Origin of the sequence: Psychromonas sp. (assembly GCF_047632995.1) — a bacterium.
Taxonomy (GTDB): domain Bacteria; phylum Pseudomonadota; class Gammaproteobacteria; order Enterobacterales; family Psychromonadaceae; genus Psychromonas.
In genome coordinates this window covers 72,573-91,033 of record NZ_JBLIEK010000001.1, presented here as the reverse complement: position 1 = coordinate 91,033, position 18,461 = coordinate 72,573, and the positions used below count along the sequence as shown (strand labels likewise).

The 18,461-nt window shown below is 40.3% G+C and carries 19 protein-coding genes; 9 read left to right on the top strand and 10 right to left on the bottom strand.

The genetic code is table 11. The annotated features are described in order from the left end of the window. Positions 1-9: 9 nt before the first annotated feature. A complete protein-coding gene (gene metK, locus ACJAT7_RS00455; protein ID WP_415224828.1) occupies positions 10-1,158 on the bottom strand; it encodes a methionine adenosyltransferase in 1,149 nt (382 codons plus the stop codon). 265 nt (positions 1,159-1,423) lie between these two features. Here metK and ACJAT7_RS00450 point away from each other — a divergent pair, with 265 nt between their 5' ends. The 3 genes from ACJAT7_RS00450 (at position 1,424) to ACJAT7_RS00440 (ending at position 3,586) form a co-directional block, all read left to right on the top strand. Further along, the gene (locus ACJAT7_RS00450; RefSeq protein ID WP_415224827.1) at positions 1,424-1,642 is read left to right on the top strand and encodes a hypothetical protein; all 219 of its coding nucleotides are present in this window, start codon (positions 1,424-1,426) and stop codon (positions 1,640-1,642) included. Positions 1,643-1,788: 146 nt separating this feature from the next. Then, entirely contained in the window at positions 1,789-3,120 is a 1,332-nt protein-coding gene (locus ACJAT7_RS00445) for a peptidoglycan DD-metalloendopeptidase family protein (RefSeq protein WP_415224826.1), read from the top strand. A 121-nt stretch (positions 3,121-3,241) separates the two neighbouring features. Next, the gene (locus ACJAT7_RS00440) at positions 3,242-3,586 is read left to right on the top strand and encodes a DUF3802 family protein (protein ID WP_415224825.1); all 345 of its coding nucleotides are present in this window, start codon (positions 3,242-3,244) and stop codon (positions 3,584-3,586) included. 66 nt (positions 3,587-3,652) lie between these two features. On the opposite strand, the gene rsd is transcribed toward ACJAT7_RS00440, so the two are convergent. Then, positions 3,653-4,126 carry a sigma D regulator gene (gene rsd, locus ACJAT7_RS00435; RefSeq protein WP_415224824.1) on the bottom strand — a complete coding sequence of 158 codons (474 nt, stop codon included), beginning with the start codon at positions 4,124-4,126 and terminating at the stop codon, positions 3,653-3,655. Between the two features lie 235 nt (positions 4,127-4,361). On the opposite strand from rsd, the gene nudC reads away from it, so the two are divergent. The 4 genes from nudC to purD all read left to right on the top strand — a co-directional run bounded on the left by nudC (position 4,362) and on the right by purD (position 9,697). Then, positions 4,362-5,174 (top strand): NAD(+) diphosphatase, encoded by an 813-nt coding sequence (gene nudC, locus ACJAT7_RS00430; RefSeq protein ID WP_415224823.1) that lies wholly within the window; start codon positions 4,362-4,364, stop codon positions 5,172-5,174. A gap of 108 nt (positions 5,175-5,282) precedes the next feature. After that, on the top strand, positions 5,283-6,347 hold the full coding sequence (gene hemE, locus ACJAT7_RS00425; protein ID WP_415224822.1) for a uroporphyrinogen decarboxylase: 1,065 nt from the start codon (positions 5,283-5,285) through the stop codon (positions 6,345-6,347). Between the two features lie 325 nt (positions 6,348-6,672). Further along, positions 6,673-8,265: a bifunctional phosphoribosylaminoimidazolecarboxamide formyltransferase/IMP cyclohydrolase gene (purH, locus tag ACJAT7_RS00420; protein WP_415224821.1), complete on the top strand. Its 1,593-nt coding sequence runs from the start codon at positions 6,673-6,675 to the stop codon at positions 8,263-8,265. Between the two features lie 142 nt (positions 8,266-8,407). Beyond that, the gene (gene purD, locus ACJAT7_RS00415; RefSeq protein WP_415224820.1) at positions 8,408-9,697 is read left to right on the top strand and encodes a phosphoribosylamine--glycine ligase; all 1,290 of its coding nucleotides are present in this window, start codon (positions 8,408-8,410) and stop codon (positions 9,695-9,697) included. A 721-nt stretch (positions 9,698-10,418) separates the two neighbouring features. Here purD and ACJAT7_RS00410 read toward each other — a convergent pair. The 6 genes from ACJAT7_RS00410 to aroQ all read right to left on the bottom strand — a co-directional run bounded on the left by ACJAT7_RS00410 (position 10,419) and on the right by aroQ (position 14,664). Continuing rightward, entirely contained in the window at positions 10,419-10,694 is a 276-nt protein-coding gene (locus ACJAT7_RS00410) for an HU family DNA-binding protein (protein ID WP_415224819.1), read from the bottom strand. A gap of 162 nt (positions 10,695-10,856) precedes the next feature. Further along, the gene (locus tag ACJAT7_RS00405; RefSeq protein WP_415224818.1) at positions 10,857-11,438 is read right to left on the bottom strand and encodes a YjaG family protein; all 582 of its coding nucleotides are present in this window, start codon (positions 11,436-11,438) and stop codon (positions 10,857-10,859) included. 130 nt (positions 11,439-11,568) lie between these two features. Next, entirely contained in the window at positions 11,569-11,868 is a 300-nt protein-coding gene (gene fis, locus ACJAT7_RS00400; protein ID WP_019616283.1) for a DNA-binding transcriptional regulator Fis, read from the bottom strand. Between the two features lie 20 nt (positions 11,869-11,888). Continuing rightward, complete coding sequence (gene dusB / locus ACJAT7_RS00395; RefSeq protein WP_415224817.1) at positions 11,889-12,848, bottom strand: tRNA dihydrouridine synthase DusB; 960 nt, start codon at positions 12,846-12,848, stop codon at positions 11,889-11,891. 114 nt (positions 12,849-12,962) lie between these two features. After that, positions 12,963-13,865: a 50S ribosomal protein L11 methyltransferase gene (gene prmA / locus ACJAT7_RS00390; protein ID WP_415224816.1), complete on the bottom strand. Its 903-nt coding sequence runs from the start codon at positions 13,863-13,865 to the stop codon at positions 12,963-12,965. A gap of 355 nt (positions 13,866-14,220) precedes the next feature. After that, the gene (gene aroQ, locus ACJAT7_RS00385; protein WP_415224815.1) at positions 14,221-14,664 is read right to left on the bottom strand and encodes a type II 3-dehydroquinate dehydratase; all 444 of its coding nucleotides are present in this window, start codon (positions 14,662-14,664) and stop codon (positions 14,221-14,223) included. A 345-nt stretch (positions 14,665-15,009) separates the two neighbouring features. Between aroQ and ACJAT7_RS00380 the strand changes: the two genes are divergently transcribed. Together ACJAT7_RS00380 and ACJAT7_RS00375 are read left to right on the top strand one after the other, a co-directional pair. Further along, the gene (locus ACJAT7_RS00380; RefSeq protein ID WP_415224814.1) at positions 15,010-16,353 is read left to right on the top strand and encodes a hypothetical protein; all 1,344 of its coding nucleotides are present in this window, start codon (positions 15,010-15,012) and stop codon (positions 16,351-16,353) included. Further along, positions 16,353-17,045, top strand: coding sequence for a type IV pilus modification PilV family protein (locus ACJAT7_RS00375; RefSeq protein WP_415224813.1), 693 nt, complete (start codon positions 16,353-16,355; stop codon positions 17,043-17,045). The genes ACJAT7_RS00380 and ACJAT7_RS00375 overlap by 1 nt, the downstream gene beginning before the upstream one ends. A 77-nt stretch (positions 17,046-17,122) precedes the next feature. On the opposite strand, the gene ACJAT7_RS00370 is transcribed toward ACJAT7_RS00375, so the two are convergent. Together ACJAT7_RS00370 and ACJAT7_RS00365 are read right to left on the bottom strand one after the other, a co-directional pair. Then, entirely contained in the window at positions 17,123-17,332 is a 210-nt protein-coding gene (locus ACJAT7_RS00370; RefSeq protein WP_415224812.1) for a SlyX family protein, read from the bottom strand. 14 nt (positions 17,333-17,346) lie between these two features. Then, positions 17,347-18,342, bottom strand: coding sequence for a WD40 repeat domain-containing protein (locus ACJAT7_RS00365; RefSeq protein WP_415224811.1), 996 nt, complete (start codon positions 18,340-18,342; stop codon positions 17,347-17,349). Positions 18,343-18,461 lie beyond the last annotated feature (119 nt).

The window sequence follows — 18,461 nt, the reverse complement described above, 5'->3', positions numbered from 1 at the left end:
TAATAAAAGTTAAAACGCAGCTGCTTTTAACTCTTCCACTTTATCTAACGCTTCCCAAGGGAACTCTTCACGACCGAAATGGCCGTAAGCTGCTGTCGATTGATAAATAGGTTGAATGAGATCGAGCATTTCAATTAAACCGTAAGGGCGAAGATCAAAATGTTCCCGTACTAGTTGGATGATCAGATCTTTGCGTACTTTTTCAGTGCCAAATGTTTCAACGCTGATCGATGTTGGCTCAGCCACGCCGATTGCATAAGAAACTTGGATCTCACAACGATCTGCAAAACCTGCTGCGACGATGTTTTTCGCAACATAACGTGCTGCATATGCTGCGCTGCGGTCAACTTTTGATGGATCTTTACCTGAGAAAGCGCCACCGCCGTGACGGGCTGTACCGCCGTAGGTATCAACAATAATTTTACGACCCGTTAAACCGCAGTCCCCTACAGGTCCGCCGATAACAAAACGGCCGGTTGGGTTAATAAAGTATTTAGTGCGTGCGCTAAGCCACTCTGCAGGTAAGACAGGTTTGATAATTTCTTCCATTACCGCTTCAATTAAATCTTCCTGCTTAATCTCTTCAGAATGCTGTGTTGAAAGTACCACTGCATCGATACCAACAATTTTACCGTGATCATAAGCAAAGGTTACCTGGCTTTTTGCATCAGGGCGCAGCCAAGGTAAAATTTTCTTCTTACGCACATCCGCTTGGCGTTTTACTAGGCGGTGTGCATAAGTAATAGGAGCGGGCATATAGACTTCAGTTTCATTGGTCGCGTAACCAAACATCAGCCCTTGATCACCAGCACCTTGTTCACGTGGATCGCTGCGATCAACACCTTGGTTGATATCAGGAGATTGTTTACCGACGACGTTTAATACAGCACAAGAATCGGCATCAAAACCCATTTCTGAACTGGTGTAACCGATATTACGTACGGTAGTACGGGTGATCTCTTCAATATCAACCCACGCATCCGTAGTGATTTCACCACCTACCATAACCATACCGGTTTTTACGTAAGTCTCACAAGCAACACGTGCTTTTTTATCTTGTTTTAAAATTGCATCAAGTACCGCATCAGAAATTTGATCGGCGATTTTATCTGGATGACCTTCAGATACTGATTCTGAAGTAAATAAGTCACGTGACATGTGAACTCCTAAATAATATTAGCTTAAATTTTTTAGATGTTTTTACATCTAGACGTCTAGCTTACATTTTTTTGTGATGGAAAACACGCAATTATTTTCCCGTAGCAGCGTTTAGAAATGATTTGTGATAAACAAAGAGCAATAGCAGGCTCTATATAAATGTATTACTTTTGATAAAATAAGATAAGAATTTAAGATATACTTAGCTGCTTTAAAGATCTGACTTCATCATCTTCCTTTCCTGATAATTGTATTGAGTTTTATTATGTCATTACTGATTCGCTTAAAAACCTTGTTAAAAACGTTTACTTCATTTATTAATAACCTTCCCCGCACACATTTTTTTGCCTTGATCCTGTTATGTGTATTTTTATTGATTGTTTCATTTATTCCCAGCCAAGCAGCAAACAAAAAAACAATTGAACGGCAGTTAGTGTTGCCTACTATTAGTGCTGTGTCCGATGACAATACGATTGCAGTGTAAATAGGAATCAATAGCAGGCTCTATATTATTAATAAATAAGTGTATTACTTTTGATAAAATAAGATAAAAATTTAAGATATACTTAGTCTGCTTTAAATATCTGACTTCATCATCTCCTTTTCCTGATAATTGTATTGAGTTTTATTATGTTATTACTGATTCGTTTCAAAGCGTTATTAAAAACGGCTACTTTATTTATTAACAATCTTCCCCGAAAACACTTTTTTGCATTGATCCTGTTATTTGTATTTTTATTGATTCTTTTATTTATCCCCAGCAAAGAATCAAGCAAAAAAACAATTATACGACAGTTAGAGTTGCCTTCTATTACAGCTTCGTCCAATGATTATCCTGTTGCCAAGCCTATTGCGGCAGTTAAGGATGTATACGGGGAGGTCTTTCCCGACTTTTCGGGCAACCGGGAGGTACAGATTGAAATTAAAGCGGGCGATACATTAAGCGATATTTTTCAAAAAGAGGGCTTATCTGCAGGCCAATTGCAAGAGCTGTTAGAGCTTGATAAGCAATATCTTCGCTTAGATAATTTGCAGCCAGGGCAACAAGTGAAACTATTAATTAGCGCTGACAATAAATTGCTTTCGTTAAAGTTGATGATTGATCTTGCCGATACATTAACCTTTACCCTAAAAGATGATGAATATATCGCTTTACTAGAAACCAAAGAGGGTGAATGGCGTAATAGCCTATTTCAAGGCACTGTTACTGGCAGTTTTTATATTGATGCCAAAAGAGCTGGCCTGTCTGCTGGGCAGATTCAGCAAGTTTCCAGTGTTCTGCAAGATAAGTTTGATTTTAATCGTCAGCTTCGCTTAGGTGATACTTTTCATGTTTTAGTTTCTAAACAGTATATTGACGGGCAATACAGTGATGATAGTGAAGTATTGGCTATGATGATTAAAACACGCCGGCAAAATTATACGGCGTTCTCAAATGAAGATGGACGTTATTATGATCAATCTGGTCTAGGTTTGAACAAAGCTTATCGGCGCTTTCCTTTTAATGGAAGGTATCGTATTAGTTCTTCTTTTAACCTAAGGCGGTTACATCCGATCACTAAAAGAATCAGTCCTCATAATGGCACCGATTTTGCCACACCAATCGGCACAAAAATCTACTCGATTGGTGATGGTATAGTTGTTCGCGCGGGTTATCACCCTGCTGCGGGTAATTATATTGTTATTAAATATGGGCGCAAATATACCACTCGTTTTTTACATCTAAGCAAAATTTATGTGCGTAAAGGACAGCGGGTTAAAATGGGCGCTCTAGTTGGAAAAACAGGTAATACCGGGCGCTCTACCGGGGCACATCTGCATTATGAGTTCCATGTGTATGGTCGGCCTGTCAATGCGATGAAAGTGAATTTGCCGCTGTCAAAAGAAGTGCCTAAAAAGCAGATGAAAGCATTTATGCAACGACGTGATCTTTTCTTAAAAGAGATGGGACAAGTAATTTAAATAGCAATTTATAGATAAAGTTTTCACATAATTACATTAAGTTACATATTGTGAATTGTGTAAATAGAGCTATATTAGAGTTTAGAGTTTTTGTTATTTATTTATTTAATTAGGATCGTAGATGTTGTTAAAAAGTGATGCGTATCAAGCTTGTATTGGTTATTTTTCTGATAACTTAGATCTTTTTGAGGGACAAGATGGCCCTGAACAGGGAGATCTGATTTCAGATATTGTTTCCGATCAGGTTGCTGATATGCTGCTCTGTTTCTGTCAACAACAGCCGCAGTTGAGCAATGAGACTCGACTCACGGTGATTGCAGAAGGTGATAAATTGGTTGATGATATAGAACAGATATTAGGGCGATTATGGGATAAGCCGGCAACGACTTCGCAAACTGATTTCATAAAAGAGTACTTTTTGCTGCTTAAAAACAGCTTAGATTCTCAAGTACCAGTACTCCTTTAAATTTTTCTCCGCGCATTAAAAAACCAATACAGACTGTATTGGTTTTTTGTTTGGTTACGCCCTTGGTTATGCCAAGGTGTGGTGAAGGTGCACAACTTCAAGTAGCTGATCTTCACGCTCAAAACGATCTTCCATGACTTGACCTAATTCTGACAGATCTATGTCAAAATCAAGCAAGGCTTTATCGTTTGCTGATTCTGCATATTTATCATTAAAGTTTAGCGCAGTATCTGTGGTTGTTGTAATACGTGAATAGAGATCCTGTGCAATTTTTAAGTTATTTTCGCCATCTAATTTACATTGTGAAATAATCTGTTCGTAGACTTCAAAATGGCCCGTCGACGCGTAATCAAGTAAAACTTGGCAAAAGTTAGTGATTTTTTCTTGGCTAGGTAAGCTTCTGACTTCTTGCTGGTAAGGGGGTAAACCCGCTAACTCGCAATATAAAACCACTAATGTTTGGCGCTCGTCTAGCCAGTTATCAATAACTGAAAGCGTGCCACCCCATTCTTCTTTGGCTTTTTCTAATTTGGTCAGCATATCACTTCCTTTTAGGTATATTTTAATTTTTATTAGCATCAAAACTAAAGAAAATTATACTTTTCGTCAACTTGAATTTGAAAATTAGGATAATCTTGCTGTATAACTGTGAACTAATACCCATCCCAGCTATGAAAGCCGCACGCCTTTAAGCCGGGTATGTAAATAATCTTAATTTTAATTATCATTGATATATAAATGACTTAAAACAAATTCGGTCAGGTAAGGGAGCAAGATGAAGTCAGACAGTCAGAATATTAACCATCAAGAAAATGCCTGGTGGTTTATTGTTGCGCAAGGGCAACTTGTATTGCAGCCACAAGGTGATTTTGTTCCTTACGGTAACCTTGACGATCTACCTTTTTCCGCATCGCTAGTGAGCGGAAAAATAAAAATTGGGGAATACCAGGCTAGCCCTTGTTATTTAGTGCAATTTTCCGAGCAATTAGATGTCGGTCTGGGTGAGTATTCGACCCTGCGTTCTTTATTGGGATGCGTTGACGATGCTTTATTTTATATGGCCGGACGGGCTTTTCAAATCTCACTGTTTTACCAAACACACCAATATTGCGGAAAGTGTGGTGAAAAAATGCATAATATCGATTGGGAAATAGCGATGAAGTGTTATCACTGTCAGCACCGCTGTTACCCCCGTGTTTCGCCTTGTACTATCGTTGGTATTCTTAAATATAAACATTTTTTAGTGGGTTTAAATCAACGTCAAAAAAAATATACGCGACCCGTTTTTACAACACTTGCGGGCTTTGTGGAAGCGGGGGAAACCTTAGAAACTTGCGTCGAACGGGAAGTTTATGAAGAATCTGCCATTAAGATAAAAAATATTCAGTACGTCAGCAGCCAACCCTGGGCTTTTCCACACTCTTTAATGATGGGTTATATTGCAGAGTATGAATCGGGTGAGATCAATATCGATCCAAGAGAACTCTGCTCTGCCGCTTGGTACGATATGAATAACCTGCCTGTTTTACCTAATGCCGGCACTTTAGCACGCAAACTGATTGATAAATTAGTCGCCGAGTTTAGTTGATCGCTAAGCACAATAATTAATGTAAAAAAAGATGTTAAAAATGCTAGCATAGTTGCAACATATTTGAACAACATTAAAACAGCAGTTTTATTTTGGAATGAAAGAACAATGACAGAATTAAAAAATGATCGTTATATGCGCGCATTATTAAAGCAACCTGTAGATAAAACCCCTGTCTGGATGATGCGTCAGGCTGGGCGTTATTTACCTGAATATAAAGCGACGCGAGCGCAGGCTGGAAACTTTATGTCGTTATGCCGTAATGCCGATCTTGCTTGTGAAGTGACCTTGCAACCACTGCGTCGGTTTGATCTTGATGCTGCTATTATATTTTCTGACATTTTAACTGTGCCGGATGCAATGGGGCTTGGGCTTTATTTTGAAGAGGGTGAAGGGCCTAAGTTTGAGCGTCCTATCCGCTCTAAAAAAGATGTCGATAATTTAATCATGCCCGATCCTGAAGGTGAGTTGCAGTATGTGATGAATGCGGTGCGTACTATTCGTCGAGAGTTAAAAGGTGAAGTACCGCTTATCGGTTTTTCCGGTAGCCCATGGACCTTGGCAACTTATATGGTTGAAGGTGGCAGCTCAAAAGCGTTCACTAAAATAAAAAAAATGGCATTTTGTGAACCGCAAATACTGCATACCTTACTGGATAAACTTGCCGATTCTGTAAGTGATTATTTAAATGCACAGATTGCAGCTGGCGCGCAATCTGTGATGATATTTGATACATGGGGAGGCGTTTTATCGCCGCGAGATTACAAAGATTTCTCGCTGCAATATATGGCCAAAATTATTGATCGCCTGCACAGAACCTATGACGGTCAAACAATCCCGGTGACACTCTTTACTAAAAATGGCGGGCAGTGGATAGAGTCGATTGCTGATACTGGCTGTGATGCTATTGGTCTTGATTGGACGATTGATCTGGCCAGCGCGAAAGCGCGTGTTGGCTCGCGTGTTACGCTCCAAGGTAATATGGATCCCTCTATGTTGTATGCCTCTCCCGAGAGGATCCGTGAAGAAGTGGCGACTATTTTACACAGTTTTGGCAAAGGTACTGGCCATGTCTTTAATTTAGGACACGGTATTCATTTAGATGTGCCACCTGAAAATGCAAAAGTATTTGTCGATGCGGTTCATGAATTAAGTGTTCCGTACCACCTGTAATTAAATACCCGTTACCATTCAAATGCATTTTTGTATTGCGATTGGTAACGGTATAAACGCTCTTTATCCTTGTCTCTATCAGCCGCTCATCTCTTATGTTTTTTTCACTGAATAATCAAACACTTCCAATCTGATTTTTTTACTTCACCAATCTCTTTCGCGGCCGGGCTGGCAAATATATTATTTTATTCAATAAAACAGCTAAAATCGCCTCTTTTTTCGGGTAGAATACCCGCCCAAGTTCAAAGAAATTGTATTTTAATAAGTTGAAAAACCAATAGATGGTTTTTGCTTATTGATTCATTAACGAGGAATGTGGAATAAAATGGAAAATAGCCGACCTATTAAACGAGCGTTACTAAGTGTTTCAGATAAAGCTGGAATTGTTGAATTTGCAAGAGAGTTAGCACAAAAGGGAGTTGAGATTCTTTCAACCGGCGGCACTTGTAAATTATTAGCTGATAATGGCATTAAATTAACAGTAGTTTCTGATTATACTGGTTTTCCTGAAATGATGGACGGACGTGTTAAGACCTTACATCCTAAAATTCATGGTGGCATCCTTGCTCGTCGTGGTATTGACGAAGCAATTATGGCTGATAATGGAATTGAAGCTATCGACATGGTTGTGGTTAATCTTTATCCATTTGCTGAAACCGTCGCTCGCGAAGATTGCACTTTAGAAGATGCAATTGAAAACATCGATAGTGGTGGTCCGCCAATGGTGCGTGCTGCTGCTAAAAATCATAAAGATGTCGCAATTGTTGTTAACGCAAGTGATTACACGCGCATTCTTAATGAAATGAAAGACAACAATGGCAGCCTGCTTTACAAAACGCGTTTTGATTTGGCTATTGCTGCTTTTGAGCACACCGCAAAATATGATGGCATGATTGCTAACTACTTCGGCACTATGGTGCCAAGTTATGGTGAACAGAGCGAAGGTGATGCTGCATCTAAATTCCCGCGCACATTCAATATGCAGTTCCAGAAAAAGCAAGATATGCGTTACGGTGAAAACAGCCATCAAGCCGCAGCTTTTTATGTTGAAAGCAACATCCAAGAAGCGTCGGTTGCAACAGCAACACAGCTTCAAGGTAAAGCCCTTTCTTATAACAATATTGCCGATACAGATGCAGCCCTTGAATGTGTCAAAGAGTTTGCTGAACCCGCTTGTGTTATTGTTAAACATTCTAACCCTTGTGGTGTGGCATTAGGCGGCAACATTCTTGACGCCTATGAAGGTGCTTACAAAACTGATCCAACCTCTGCATTTGGCGGCATTATTGCGTTTAACCGTGAGCTTGATGCTGATACGGCTGAAGCTATTGTTTCGCGTCAATTTGTTGAAGTAATTATCGCCCCTAAAGTCAGTCCAGAAGCGGCGCAAATTATTGAGGCTAAGAAAAATCTCCGTTTATTAGAGTGTGGCGAGTGGGCAACTAAAACCAGCGGGTTTGATCTCAAACGCGTCAATGGTGGTTTACTTGTCCAAGATCGCGACCAAGGTATGGTTGACTTAGACGATCTTAAAGTTGTATCGAAACGTCAACCAACAGCGGCAGAATTAAAAGACCTGCTATTTAGTTGGAAAGTTGCCAAATTTGTTAAATCAAATGCCATTGTATATGTTAAAGATTGTGCAACGGTCGGTGTCGGTGCCGGTCAAATGAGCCGCGTCTACAGTGCTAAGGTAGCGGGTATTAAAGCCGCTGATGAAAACCTGGTGGTTGAAGGTTCGGTTATGTCATCTGATGCGTTCTTCCCATTCCGTGACGGTATTGATGCAGCAGCAGAAGCGGGCATTAGCTGTGTTATCCAGCCGGGTGGTTCAATGCGTGATAATGAAGTAATCGCCGCTGCTGACGAACATGGTATGGCAATGGTATTTACCGGAATGCGTCACTTCCGCCATTAATCATCTAGCGCGTTGCGCTTTTGCCTGAACTCTTCGTTGCAAGTACTCACTTGCAGGAGCAAGCTCCGTGCTTGCTCCTTGATTTCAAGCAAAATCGCTTAACGCTAACTGATTAATCTATTTGATTGAATAAGGTTACTGTATGAATGTTTTAATTATTGGTAGTGGCGGTCGTGAACATGCTCTGGCATGGAAAGTAGCGCAAAATGAACAGGTCAAAAATATTTTTGTGGCGCCGGGTAATGCGGGTAGCGCATTAGAAGCAAAAGTAACAAACGTTAATATCGGTGTTGAAGATATCGACGCGCTGGTTGCTTTTGCCATCGACAATAAGGTTGAATTGACCATTGTTGGTCCGGAAGCGCCACTGGTTATTGGCGTAGTTGATGCGTTTCAGGACGCGGGTCTTGCTTGTTTCGGCCCGACCAAAGGCGCAGCACAACTGGAAGGCTCAAAAGCGTTCACTAAAGACTTTTTAGCGCGTCATAATATCCCAACGGCTTGGTACCAAAACTTTACTGAAATTGAGCCTGCGCTCGCTTATGTCCGTGAAAAAGGCGCGCCAATTGTGATCAAAGCGGATGGTCTTGCTGCGGGTAAAGGGGTGATCGTTGCGATGACCTTACAGGAAGCGGAAGATGCCATTCATGACATGTTGGCAGGCAATGCATTTGGCTCCGCCGGACACCGTGTTGTTATTGAAGAATTCTTAGATGGTGAAGAAGCCTCGTTTATCGTGATGGTTGATGGCAAAAATGTTGTACCTATGGCAACCAGTCAAGATCATAAACGTGTTGGCGATGGTGATACAGGTCCAAATACCGGTGGTATGGGCGCTTATTCTCCAGCCCCTGTGGTTACGCCGGAAATGCATCAACGTGTTATGGATCTGGTGATCAACCCAACCGTTAAAGGAATGGCTGCTGAAGGCAATAGTTACACGGGTTTCCTCTATGCAGGTCTGATGATTATGGCTGATGGAACCCCTAAAGTAATCGAATATAACTGCCGTTTTGGTGATCCGGAAACACAACCGCTATTGTTACGTATGAAGTCTGATCTTGTGACCTTATGTTTAGCGGGCGTTAATGGCGAGCTTGCTGATATGACTGCGGAATTTGATGAGCGCGCTGCGATTGGTGTGGTATTAGCTGCGGGTGGTTACCCTAATGATTATAAAAAAGGGTTAGTTATTGAAGGTCTGCCTGAACAGGAGGCCGAAGGCCTTAAAGTTTTCCATGGCGGTACCGCTCAAGTTGATGGCCAAATTGTCACCAATGGCGGTCGTGTATTGTGTGCCACAGCACTGGGTAACACGGTAACGGAAGCACAGCAAAAAGCTTACGCGCTGGCGAAGACAATCAGTTGGGACGGTATGTTCTATCGTAACGATATTGCTCACCGCGCGATTGCCCGTGAGCAGAAAAAATAAGCTGACAAGTTGAAAGACGGAGGCTGGAAAGCTGAACTTCGATAAAAAAGCCGATGCTTTACAGCATCGGCTTTTTTTCTGCTCTTATTTCGTCATTCTCGAGGTTTTTTGTCGATAATCTTGTCTTTGATTGCATAAAATTAAAGCTCCACAAGCAGATATACGTAAGCTTTTGGGCGACAGCTAAACAGATAGCTCTGTACAATCTACGCGACTGTTAAGGTTGCCATGCTATTTATCTCAACTTCTACAAGATCCCGAACGATAAACTCCGCTCACAGGCAGCTCCGTTGCTTGTACAGTTTCTTTTATAATATTTAGCATCCTACTCAGCTAAAACGATACAGAGTCCATATAGGGCATTGGGGGACAGATAAGAAGCGCGTTTATCTACTCGCTGCCTAAAAAGGGGGCGTCTTATTTTTTAATTCAAAACCAAGGAGATCAGTAGCTTCATCAATAAGATTGCTTTTAACTCGAGAGAAAAACACGGCTCATATTCTGCAGGTATGATAATTACTTGTATTTTGATGCGTTTCATTTGTCGCTATGGGTGCTAAGGGTTATTTTTAAGTTAAAGCGTTTAATAAAAAGGTGTAAATCTGAGGATATTGGGATCTAGCAAGATAGTGATATGTACGCTAAAAAGGGAGAAACAAGCGTTTCACCCTATATTATATTCTGTTAAAACAGATCCAAGTAATAGTTACTTGGATCTTAATTATTTGTTAACAGATTCTTTAAGTGCTTTACCCGCTACAAATGTAGGTACGATAGCTGCTTTGATTTGAATATCTTCACCAGTTTGAGGGTTACGGCCTGTGCGTGCTGCACGGTGGCTTACTTTAAAAGTACCAAAACCGATTAATTGTACTGGTTCACCATCTCTTAGGCTATCTGTTACGCTAGCAAGAATCTGTTCTAAAGCTGATTTAGCCTGAACTTTGGTTAAGTCTGCATTTTCAGCAATTGTAGCAACAAGTTGAGTTTTGTTCATCTGAGTATTTCCATTTTTATAGTTAGTTAGAATTGGTCTTTACATGACAGCAAATAATGTATTGCAAGTCACCAGTCTAAGTAAAGACTAATGCCTGTAAAAGTCTGATATAACACTTTTAATTGTCTTTACTGTGTTAAAAATCACAAAAGTGTTGTCAATTTAGTCAGTTAAAGCGATACCGAGATTGGTTGTGCCAAAGTCTAAAACGTACTGGCGGATAGACTTTATTAACTCGGGACTGCGTTCATTGTCCAGTTTTGCTAATAACTGTTGTTGGAATTTTAGCTCTTCTTGAAAAAGTGGGGCCTCCTCTAATACGTTTTGATCAACCTCACTGCCACTTTGTAACTCGATAAAACTTGCTATGGTAGCAAATGTGGTTTGGCTTGCATGGAACGCTTCATCAGTTGATTTAGTTAAAAAAGAATTGAAAATGCAGCTCATAATCACACAGTGATCGATAGCCGGATATACGCCGTAGAAATCAAAATCACGCGCGTCAGGAATAATCGCTTCGAAATGTTCTTGCTGGATGGTGAAATTTATCTTTGCCTCTTTCACCGTCATTTTTTCCCAAAATAACTGATTGATATTATCAATCGTTGTCCCACTTTCACTTTCAATCGCTTCACAAAAAAGATGAAAATGTAAAAGGCTATGTTGTGCAAGCGCCATACAAAAAACACTTTGTTGCCATGACGTTAAGTTTTTTAACTGCTCGTTAATTGGTAATAAAAGCATACATTTCCTAGTGCCGTAATAAAGATATTCTTGAAGCTTATATTAATCACGCTAAAAGTGCTGTTGTTTTTATAACAGGCATAAAAAAAGCGACTAATGAGTCGCTTTTTTTATTCATAAGGCTGGGGAATTAACCCATACCATATTTTTTTAATTTTTTGCGTAACGTGCCGCGGTTAATGCCTAACATTGTTGCTGCACGAGTTTGGTTGCCACGTGTATACTGCATAATAATATCTAATAATGGTGCTTCAACTTCAGATAAAACAAGCTCATATAATTCTGTCGTATCTTGGCCATTAAGTTGTGCTACGTAACCTGAAACAGCTTGACGTACTGAATCACGAAGTGGTCGTTGAGTTATTTGCCCTGTAGCAGGAATACTGGTTGTTGTTGTAAGTGCTTCTGAAGAAATATTTTGTTCAAACATGGCTATTAACTCTTTAATTACTAATGATTTAAAAAATTTTCTAATGCATTTAATTGCTCAAGAGGGCAATCAATACCATTAAATTGTCGTTTAAAGTAACCTAACTGATCTTGCTCTTTTAAATACCATCCGACATGCTTCCTAGCAATGCGCGGCCCCATCACTTCCCCATAGAAACCATGTAAAGCTTTTACATGGCTCAGGAGAATAGAGCTTATTTCCATTTGTCCCAGAGGAGCTAGTTGCTCACCTGTTTTGAGATAGTGGTTAATTTCATTGAATATCCAAGGTGCACCTTGTGCTCCTCGTCCAATCATAATGGCGTCGGCACCAGTGTAATCAAGCACAAACTTGGCTTTCTCCACTGATGTGATATCTCCATTGGCAATCACAGGGATCGTTACATTTTCTTTGATTCTTTTTATGGTGTCATATTCAGCAAATCCATTATAAAGACATTGCCTTGTACGACCATGCACCGCAAGTGCTTGGATACCAGATTGTTCTGCAATTTGTGCGATTTCAAGACCGTTTATACTTTCAGGATCCCAGCCAGTACGAATCTTCAAAGTAACAGGAACATCGACGGCATCGACCACACTTTCTAAAATTGCTTGCACAAGTTTAGGGTGAGGCAATAAAGCGGAGCCTGCTTTTTTCTTATTCACTTTTTTGGCTGGACAACCCATATTAATATCAACAATCTGAGCACCTTGCTGCACTGTTAACTGTGCAGCTTTGGCCATTGCAAAAGGCTCAGAGCCTGAAATTTGCACTGATCGAATGCCAGATTCATCATGGTAGTCCATTCTTAACTTAGATTTTTGACTGTTCCATACACGCGGATTAGATGACAGCATTTCAGAAACAGCAAGTCCTGCACCAAGTGAGCGGCAAAGCTCTCGGAAAGGGCGATCAGTTACCCCTGCCATTGGCGCTAGAATAATATTGTTATCTAATTGATACTGCCCAATACGCATATAAAATATACAATCTCTCTAACTCAAGGTGGCGTAGTTTACGCATCTTTGCAAACAGAATAAAGGTTAATAAGTAACCATTTGAAAATTATTTCGCTTGCAAATTAGTCTAATTTAAGTTTTTGTATTATTTATAGACTTTTTAATACCCGAAAGCCGTGCCCACTCATCTTTGATCTGAGCTTTGTCCATTTCGAACCACTGACCATAAACTTCAATTAATTCATCAGCTTGCTGTTCCAAAATCCCTGATAAGGCTAATAAACCCTGGTCTTTGATTAATGCTTCTATATTGGTTGATAACTCACGCAGTGGGCCTGCAAGAATATTGGCAACTAACAGATCGGCGCGAATTCCATCAGGCAGATCCGCTGGCAGATACAATTCAAGCTGCTCAGATACATTATTACGTTGTGCATTATCACGGCTTGCTGTGATTGCTTGGGGATCGATATCAATACCGATAACGCGTTTTGCGCCTAATTTAAGTGCGGCAATCGCTAAAATACCTGAGCCGCAACCAAAATCGATAACCACTTTATCCTGTAAATCTTGTCCATCTAGCCAAGTTAAGCAAAGCGCCGTTGTTGGGTGAGTACCGGTGCCAAATGCCAGACCGGGATCAAGCATCACATTAACCGCATCAGGATCAGGAACTGGTTTCCAACTTGGACAGATCCATAAGCGTTCACCAAATTTCATGGGATGAAAATTATCCATCCACTCGCGCTCCCAATCTTTATCTTCAAGCGGTTCAATTTTTAGTGCGAAGTTGTCACTTAAAAGCGGACTTTGTTTTAGTTGCGCAAGTACCTGCGACATATCGCTAGCTGCATCATAAAGTCCGGTGATATCAGTGTCACCCCAGAGGCGTGTTTCGCCGGGTGCAGGCTCAAAAATAGGGGTATCATGTGAGTCAGTAAAGGTTGCAGATAGCGCGCCACTTTCCATTAACAGTTCGCCGATATCTTCAGCATTTTCAGAAGTTGCATTCAGTTTTAATTGTATCCAAGCCATAATTTTTACTCGTAGTCAGTATAATGACGCAAGAATACAGGGGAAGCGCATAATAATATAGTTTTACATAATGGTTAATCTAAGTGGGATAAGAACAGTCGATGATAGTGGTGAAGAAATTGCGGTTCTATTTTGAGGGCATTGCCAACTGCTATTTTAGATAAAAAAAAACCTAACAAAGTTAGGCTTGCCTATAATATGGCTTTTATTATCAATAATAAAAGCACATAAGAAGATCATCAAAGTGGGTGTGCTACACCTTAATTTCTTAAGGTCGGGATAGACTGCCCTATTTTTCCCTCTTGCGTAACCTCCTACCTGATTGTTTTTGTGATCAATTTATAAAATCGTTCAATTACTTAGTATAGTTGTTGGCGTGCTGCAGAGCGAAAGAGTAACCCTTGGCACCCAACCCGCAAATCACCCCTTGTGCGATATCAGATAAATAGGAGTGTTGGCGGAAGTCCTCGCGGGCATGCACATTGGAAAGATGCACTTCAATAAAAGGGATATTTACACCTAATAGCGCATCTCGAATAGCGACGCTGGTATGAGTGAATGCTGCAGGATTAATTATGATGAAATCAATCTCATTAAATGAGCTATGAATCTTTTCAATAAGCTCATATTCTCGGTTTGATTGTAAATGGGTGAGTTCAATATTTAATTGTAACGCTTCATTGGTTAAGTCTTGAATAATATCTTCCAGTGTATTTTTTCCGTAAACCTCAGGCTCACGTTGACCGAGTAAATTGAGATTTGGCCCGTTTAAAACTAACACTTTAATTTTCTGTGACATAAAAAACTCCTAGAAACCGTTGATTTGGGAGTTTATCTGCTCTTCTGTAAACTGGCTAGCATTCTCTTTTTTAAATGCCGAAAAGCGGATTAATTTCAATCATTTTGATATCTAAAACAGATAGCGAAGGAAAGCTTCAGCAGGGGCTTTTCTTGAAAATTATTTTCAGCTGTTATAGCAATAACAACAGAGAACTAGAACTAACGACCTGAAATTTTGCTGTAGCCTTTGTCTAATCAGTTTACTTTTACATTTCTTTTACTAAAATAAGGCGTGAATAGATGGGTTTTTATAGATGGTTTTGAGTGACGCAGGGTCCCTCTTAATGACTGACTAGGGGATATTATGTATTCCATGAAACGAGAAAAAGGATTTGCAGTACTGACATCTGCGCTGTTATTAAGCATCGCAGGTATTGCATTTACCGCCAATATGGCCTCGACGCAATTGATTGATAATCAGATTGTTGCTAACTACTACCGTAATAATGAAGCCTTTATTAATGCTGAGTCGGGTATGAATTTCGTCCTCAGTAAACTTACCGACAGCGCGCTCGCAACCCAATTACTTTCCACACTGCCTACCGAATATCCAGATGATGCTCACCATTACCGAGTTGAAGTTAAACAAATTGACGGCAATACTCTGCAGATAATATCTTATGGCACCTCTGTGGATGGTAGCGCTCACCGGACGATTCAGCTGGAGGCTAACTATCTGGTTAATCGTAATCCGCCCGTCGCCCCGCTATCGAGCAATGGCAAATTAAATATAGATTCTACTGCCAATCTTAATGATGGCTGTGAAGGGTTAACAGCAGCTGACTGTATTTCAGACGGAAATATTTCAGCCTATATGATAATAAGTAATCCGGATGATTCTGTTGTGCCTGATCCTGTAAACGAGGTGGATCTTCTCTGTTTTGCTAATGACTCGCTCGATGCGAACAATATCAGTACGGATGCTTATTACGGCGATCATTCCAATGAGCGTGTTGTTGATAATAAGGGTGACTGGGGAGATGTGCTCGCACCCGAAGGCTCGGTGTTTTTTGGTATCGCCTCCGATTCTAATTTAGATCCAGGCTCTTTATTTGAAGCGACATTTGGTATTGAAAAAAATGAAAGCAATATGAGCACACTTGAAAATTATGCATTATTGGTTGATATGACCATTAACGGTGCATTAAGTTGTTCTGAGCAGTTGCAGAGGGTTACTGAGGACGACGTTGTTATTTACATTAAAGGGGATTGTGATATCAGCCAAGCGGATGCATCGAAAAGCGCCTCCTCAGAAAATAAACGCTTTACCATAGGCTCTGTTGAAAATCCAAAAATGGTCTTTATTGAAGGCGGCACCTTTATTAATCAACCCAATACTGGAGCATCTGTTGTTGGTTTACTGTATTTCCTGCCAGGTGAACACAATGTGGTTGATGCCGATGGCAATATTATTGGAACGGAAGAAGATTTAAGTGTCGATATGGGGGGGATTCGCGTAAACGGGGCGCTACTCACTGAATATAAATGCTCTCATGATGGTTACGATAAAACAGATAAAAATGGCACTAAGCAACATTTTTCCGCACGTTACGACAAAACCGTTCTTAATGATCTATATGAGGACGCGGGAGGAGCGGCAGCATCCAGTAACTACAGTATCAAATCAGGTACCTGGAGGGATTTCTAATGCTAATATCAGGCAAATACAGCGGCTTTTCATTGGTGGAAATTTTAGTGTCATTAGTCGTCGTCAGTTTAGCTGCTGCGAATGTATTTGGTTTACAAAAAATGGTGGGTGAGCAAAATCGCAATAACGTTACACATACTGCTGTTATTGCGTTGGCAACCGATAAAATGGAAGAGGTGTTAAAATCAGCGAGCATTGACGCGGTAGATTTGCTAAACGGAAAAACCGACTCGGTTACCTTAGGTTTAAGCGAAACTAAGTTTAATTATAAATGGTTGATTGCAGGATTGGGCAGCGAAGTGGGAGATAGTATCCGTGAGGTGACGTTACAAATCAGCTGGGAAGACGCCAAAGGGGATGCACAAACCTTCACTTACTCTGAACAGGTAAACTTAAATCTGGAACTTAAAGGGGGAGCTGCATGGGAGCCAACGCCTCCATTAGATATTATTATTTCACTGCTCGAAACAAATGATGTGATCTATTTTGAGCCTAAAATGGGCTATAAAAAAGGATCTTTTGTTATCTATAACAGTGAATTATATGAAGCAACATCTGTTCATTCCGTTGGTAATGGGCACCCTCGAGATGTTGCCGATCCGAATGAAGATACAGGGTGGAAAAATTATGGCCCCATTAATAATTCTGAACTGGCAAATAACCCCGATTTAGCGACCTTATTTGTAGATTAAACGTTCAACTGGGCCTGTTCAGTTGAAGAGATAGTACGGGTAGCGTTAAACCAATTGATCCGTATATGGCGTGCAGCTTAATAATGCGGTGGTGGCATTTCCTCTTCTTCAGAGGCGAGTTGATTTGGCTCCGACTCCTTCATCTTCGTCACCAACAGTGACACTTGCTCGGTTAATAGTTGTAATTTACGTTGCTGAGCGAATATTTCGTTATTTAAGGTTTCTATATTATCTTCATGAAATGCGACTTTCATTTCTAATTGTTCGATACGATTCTCTTGTGTCATTATTTTCTCTATTGTTAGTTTTTAAGCGCGTCTAGTGGCCAAATTTCTAAAAATCCGGCGGAACTTTCGCTGGCAATTTTATCACCATCCCATAATGTGGCGGAGTATACTACAGCTGTTTTGGGACGTGTTTCTTTTCTTGGTGTAACCGTCCAGCTTTGTTGACTTAAACCTGTTTTTACATCCCACAAGGTTATCGTTTTCGTACCATTGCCCGTTAGCAACTGTTTGCCTTCATTGATAAAGCGTACTGAGGAGAATATCGATTGGCGCGCCGTATAAATCAGTGTGCTTTGTAATTTTCCTGTTGTTAAATCCCATATTTGCGATGCTTTTTGAGTGTCAGCAATAAAAGCATAACGTCCTTGATCTTCGAACTTGACCATAGAAACGCGATGATTAAAGGCAAATTCTTGTATTATTTGCGCTGTTTTTGTGTTCCATAAAAAAGCTTTGTGATCGTTGCCGCCCGACAGCGCATAAAGCCCGTTTGCTGATAAATCAACACTATTTATCTTTTCGGTATGAATTGGCATCTCTAAGCGGCGGCCCGTTTGTAAATCAATATGAACTACTTTACCATTTACTTGCCCATACAGAACGTAGCGACCGTTTGCAGAAAGTTGGATATCACGAATAGGGGACTCACTGACTTTATAAAAGCCCACTGATTGTCCTGTTTTGATATCCCAGATAGCAAATTCGCTGCGGCTTGCTGTTAATGCATGGCTATTGTTGGCTGAAATACGCACTATGTAAATATCATTATCTTGTGCGTTGTGATGTTGCCACTGAAACAATAATTTATTGTTGCGGTTATCCCAGAGGCTTAATCCGTGATGAATAGAAGAGATAACCGAGTAATCACCATTTTGAGAAATCTCGGCTGTAAAAGCGCCTTCAACCGCATGTTCGTATTGCTGTAGAGGCTGATCTGATTTTGTGCAAGAGATCAAAAAAGAGACAATTAGTAATATAAAAAGTGATTTAAAATAGATGCTTAATGACATATTCTGAATTAACTTTTGGTTAAAATTAGCTTTAAGGTTAGTATAGGCTGATAAATTTTGATACTTTATTTTCTGTATTTCAGAGAACAAAAGAGTATCGTCGCATGTTTTACCTTATA

Bases quoted from the DNA above. Each gene is read 5' to 3' on its own strand.
- ACJAT7_RS00370 (WP_415224812.1), bottom strand. From the start codon at position 17,332: ATGACACAAGAGAATCGTATCGAACAATTAGAAATGAAAGTCGCATTT.
- nudC (WP_415224823.1), top strand. From the start codon at position 4,362: ATGAAGTCAGACAGTCAGAATATTAACCATCAAGAAAATGCCTGGTGG.
- ACJAT7_RS00440 (WP_415224825.1), top strand. From the start codon at position 3,242: ATGTTGTTAAAAAGTGATGCGTATCAAGCTTGTATTGGTTATTTTTCT.
- aroQ (WP_415224815.1), bottom strand. From the start codon at position 14,664: ATGTCACAGAAAATTAAAGTGTTAGTTTTAAACGGGCCAAATCTCAAT.
- hemE (WP_415224822.1), top strand. From the start codon at position 5,283: ATGACAGAATTAAAAAATGATCGTTATATGCGCGCATTATTAAAGCAA.
- ACJAT7_RS00405 (WP_415224818.1), bottom strand. From the start codon at position 11,438: ATGCTTTTATTACCAATTAACGAGCAGTTAAAAAACTTAACGTCATGG.
- ACJAT7_RS00365 (WP_415224811.1), bottom strand. From the start codon at position 18,342: ATGTCATTAAGCATCTATTTTAAATCACTTTTTATATTACTAATTGTC.
- dusB (WP_415224817.1), bottom strand. From the start codon at position 12,848: ATGCGTATTGGGCAGTATCAATTAGATAACAATATTATTCTAGCGCCA.
- ACJAT7_RS00380 (WP_415224814.1), top strand. From the start codon at position 15,010: ATGTATTCCATGAAACGAGAAAAAGGATTTGCAGTACTGACATCTGCG.
- ACJAT7_RS00375 (WP_415224813.1), top strand. From the start codon at position 16,353: ATGCTAATATCAGGCAAATACAGCGGCTTTTCATTGGTGGAAATTTTA.
- purD (WP_415224820.1), top strand. From the start codon at position 8,408: ATGAATGTTTTAATTATTGGTAGTGGCGGTCGTGAACATGCTCTGGCA.
- metK (WP_415224828.1), bottom strand. From the start codon at position 1,158: ATGTCACGTGACTTATTTACTTCAGAATCAGTATCTGAAGGTCATCCA.
- fis (WP_019616283.1), bottom strand. From the start codon at position 11,868: ATGTTTGAACAAAATATTTCTTCAGAAGCACTTACAACAACAACCAGT.
- rsd (WP_415224824.1), bottom strand. From the start codon at position 4,126: ATGCTGACCAAATTAGAAAAAGCCAAAGAAGAATGGGGTGGCACGCTT.
- purH (WP_415224821.1), top strand. From the start codon at position 6,673: ATGGAAAATAGCCGACCTATTAAACGAGCGTTACTAAGTGTTTCAGAT.
- prmA (WP_415224816.1), bottom strand. From the start codon at position 13,865: ATGGCTTGGATACAATTAAAACTGAATGCAACTTCTGAAAATGCTGAA.
- ACJAT7_RS00445 (WP_415224826.1), top strand. From the start codon at position 1,789: ATGTTATTACTGATTCGTTTCAAAGCGTTATTAAAAACGGCTACTTTA.
- ACJAT7_RS00450 (WP_415224827.1), top strand. From the start codon at position 1,424: ATGTCATTACTGATTCGCTTAAAAACCTTGTTAAAAACGTTTACTTCA.
- ACJAT7_RS00410 (WP_415224819.1), bottom strand. From the start codon at position 10,694: ATGAACAAAACTCAACTTGTTGCTACAATTGCTGAAAATGCAGACTTA.